Genomic DNA, 2,953 nt, shown 5'->3' with positions numbered 1-2,953 from the left:
GATGATTCAAATCCTCCTAAAACGTCTTGCTTAACTTCTCAAACACTCTCTAAGCGATCGTCGAGAGGCAGCACCTGATGCTTCTTCGCTTCCTTTTGAAATAGATTTTGCAGTTCCGCTAGCTTTTTAGGGTTCTCTTGCGCTAAATCCGTAGATTCGCTGAAGTCGCTGGCAACGTTGTATAGCTCCCATTTGTCTTCATCGAAGGTGGTCTTAGAAACCCACTCCCAAGGTAAGCGTCCGTGACGCGCCGCCGCGACCCAACCGTTGTCATAAATGGCACGATTGCCCAGCATCTCAAAATATTGGGTTTTGTGTTGAGAAGGCGCAGCCGAATCGTCAAAGGAGTAAACAAGGCTGGTTCCTTCGATCGGTTGCTGCTTTGCGCCATTGACCACTTCAGGGGTTTCAATCCCTGCTGCTTCGATAATGGTGGGTGCGATATCGATGACGTGATGAAACTGACTGCGGATACCACCTTTATCCTTAATGCGATCGCCCCAAGCTAAAACTAGACCATTGCGCGTACCGCCAAAGTGAGAGGCAATCTGCTTTGTCCATTGGAAGGGACTATCCCCAGCCCAAGCCCAAGCGGCATGGTAGTGATTGAAGGTCTTTGGGCTGCCCAAATCGTCGAGCGCGGCTAGAAAGTCCTCCGTGGTTTCCTTGACACCATTAAAGGTTTTGATTTGATTCAGTTCGCCTGTTAGACCACCTTCGGCACTAGCACCGTTATCGCCAGCAATGAAAAAGACCAAGGTATTGTCCAGTTCGCCCAACCGATCGATCGCATCAATCACGCGACCAACTCGATCGTCGGTATGGCTGAGAAAACCAGCGAATACTTCAAATTGTCGGGCATAGACTTTTTTCTCTGAGGGCGAGAGGGAATCCCATGCGGGGATTTCGGCAGGACGGGGTGTGAGTTTCGTATCCGCAGGAATGATGCCGAGCTTCAGTTGACGCTCAAACGTATCGGCGCGTAACTGATCCCAGCCGCGATCGAATTTACCTTTGTATTTCTCAATCCATTCCTTCGGCGCATGGTGGGGAGCATGGGCTGCACCCGTGGCAAAGTAGGTAAAGAAGGGCTTGTCGGGAGCGATCGACTGTTGCGTGCGAATCCATTGAATCGCATGGTCGGCAAGATCGTTGGTAATGTGATAATCGACGCGATCGCTAGATTTTTCCACATATTTGGTATTCTCCACCACCGAGGTATTCCATTGATCGGCTTCACCACCTAAAAATCCATAGAAGTAATCGAAGCCTAAATGGGTCGGCCAGCGATCGAAGGGGCCCACTGCGCTGGTCTCATTGGCGGGCGTATTATGCCATTTGCCGAAAGCTGCGGTGTTATAGCCATTGCTGCGTAATACTTCGGCGATCGTAGCAGCACTGCGAGGCAGAATCGCGGTATAACCGGGGTAGCCCGTCGCTAATTCTGTAATTACTCCTGTATTCACAGAATGGTGATTGCGTCCCGTGAGCAGTGCCGCTCTCGTGGGAGAACAGAGTGCCGTGGTATGGAATTGGTTGTATCGCAGACCTCTAGCGGCTAAACGGTCTAAGTTAGGAGTTTCGATCAGTCCGCCAAAGGTGCTTGTCTGTCCAAAACCAACATCATCAAGGAGTACGACCAGCACATTCGGTGCTTTGGCAGGAGCTTTAATGGGTCGAGGGAAGTCGGGCTGTGATTCTTTATAGGTCTTGCCAATTTTGCCCTTAAAGGGAGTTTGCGGTAATGGCAAAGTGTCGCCATAATCAGCATAAACAGGTAAGGGGAAGAGGCTAGAAAACGTCAATGCGATCGCAGTTAAAAAAGCGATTGCCTTAACGGGGTTCCATTTAGAAATAAACTTGAGAGCAGTCTTCAAAAGTTCTCTCTTTATAGAATCAGTAATTTTTGTCATTGTTTTTCTAGATATTTAACTAATCGAAATCCGATATGTGTAGTTCCCGTATCGGGGGATTCTGACTCCCGCGCCGCAGGACGATAGCGGCTACAGTAATTGGGAGCGCAGAGATACGATCCACCCTTGATCGTATGTAGTACCGACTCATCGGGCTTCTTGGGATCGAAGCTCTTGGTGCGATCGAATGTAACGGGATCGTGCTGGTGAGCCTTGCGATCGTGTCCGAATTCAAAGAAATCAGAAGTCCATTCCCAAACATTGCCCGTGATGTCATAGAGTCCATAACCATTGGGTGGAAACGAACCCACAGGCGCTAAACCTGTATAGCCATCTGCCTTTGTATTGAAAAATGGGAAAATTCCCTGCCAAGTATTCGCTTTCTTCTCTGAATACTGCTCGCCCCAAGTATAGGTCGCGCCATCTAAACCACCTCGCGCCGCATATTCCCACTGCGCTTCTGTGGGGATCGATTTGCCAATCCATCGGGCATAGGCTTCTGCATCTTTATAGGAAATATGCACGACAGGATAGTTGTCTTTCCCAGCGATCGCACTGTCTTTGCCAAAGGGATGTTGCCAGTTTGCACCCACTGTCCAAGTCCACCAACTCAAGAATGGCACTTGCTTCTCACCTTCCTTGGGCGGTTGAAACACCAAAGAACCCGGTAAGCGTTGCTCGTCGGGTAAATCAGGAAATTGTGCTTTCGATAAAGGCAATTCAGCAACGGTTTTATAACCCGTCGCTTTCACAAACTTGGCAAATTCTGCATTCGTGACTTCGTGCGTATCCATGCAAAAACTACTAACGCTTACATCTGAAGCCGATCGCTCTTCAGGGAAGCGATCGCTATCGGAACCTATGCGAAAAGTGCCCTCATGAATCAACACCATTCCCTCTGGGCAAGAATTAGCCGCGAATACGGGATGAGCAAATAATATTAGGGCAAGGAAGAGGCAGACAGGAAAAAGGAAAAAATACTTTCTGGGCACCTCTAAAAATCAGTCAGAGACGAAAAACGAAAATAAAAAGAGAGAAGA

At 48.8% G+C, this 2,953-nt stretch carries 1 protein-coding gene and 1 pseudogene; both read right to left on the bottom strand.

Annotated features, from left to right (window positions below):
• Positions 1 to 50: 50 nt before the first annotated feature.
• Positions 51 to 1,913 (bottom strand): annotated as a pseudogene (locus tag V2H45_RS25405) (arylsulfatase); the annotation flags it as partial.
• The gene (locus V2H45_RS25400) at positions 1,910 to 2,806 is read right to left on the bottom strand and encodes a formylglycine-generating enzyme family protein (RefSeq protein ID WP_330486489.1); all 897 of its coding nucleotides are present in this window, start codon (positions 2,804 to 2,806) and stop codon (positions 1,910 to 1,912) included. The gene V2H45_RS25400 and the pseudogene V2H45_RS25405, both read right to left, overlap by 4 nt.
• Between the last annotated feature and the right edge of the window lie 147 nt (positions 2,807 to 2,953).

Source organism: Tumidithrix elongata BACA0141, assembly GCF_036349135.1.
In the GTDB taxonomy this organism is placed as follows: Bacteria; Cyanobacteriota; Cyanobacteriia; order Pseudanabaenales; family Pseudanabaenaceae; genus Tumidithrix; species Tumidithrix elongata.
Note: the sequence above shows the minus strand (reverse complement) of the source record. Positions and strands in the feature narration are given on the sequence as shown.